Here is a 707-nt window from a genome sequence, read left to right as displayed (position 1 = left end):
CCCGCATAACGATGATTTAGCCATTGGTGATGGCATACGCCTTCGTGAATGGGATTACAGAAAGTCTGTCTATATTGAAGACTTTTGTTTATTGCAGCCCATGCTAGCGGATGACGCCGAGCCAAGTGGCGTTCCTGGTCACTTAACTAAAACTGCAAACCAGCTCAGGCATCGATTCAGCGCTTTGAAATTTCAACAGCATTGGCTTCGCCGTCAGCCTTTAGGTAGCGAGCTGGATCTGGATGCCTGTATCGAATCTATTGTTGAGCCTGATACTAATACAGGCAATGACAACTTTTATAAGCACCGTAAAGAAAGCCAACGAGATATTTCCTGCTTGTTATTAGCGGATTTATCTATGTCGACTGATTCGGGAATCAACTCAAATCAGCGTGTGATAGATATTATTCGAGATAGTATCACCTTGTTTGCCGAAGCCTTGAGCAGTGCAGGGGACCCTTTTGCAATCTATGGATTTTCCTCCATCAAGAACAAACAAGTTCGATATAACCTGTTAAAAAACTTCTCTGAACCTTATGGCGATGCCGCACGTGGCCGAATTCTTGAAATCAAGCCGGGATTTTATACGCGAATGGGCGCAGGTATTCGTCAATCAACTGAAGTGTTAAAAACACAAGCAACTCAAAAGCGCCTCATGTTGATTGTTTCAGACGGCAAGCCAAATGATATTGATCACTACGAAGGCC

1 protein-coding gene is annotated in these 707 nt (G+C 44.0%); it reads left to right on the top strand.

The features are described 5' to 3' along the window. Window positions 1-707: nitric oxide reductase activation protein NorD (locus A3729_RS33070; protein ID WP_369820133.1), on the top strand; the 707-nt coding region annotated here is incomplete at both ends.

The organism is Oleiphilus sp. HI0043, assembly GCF_001634935.1.
This window is presented reverse-complemented; position numbering and strand designations above follow the sequence as displayed.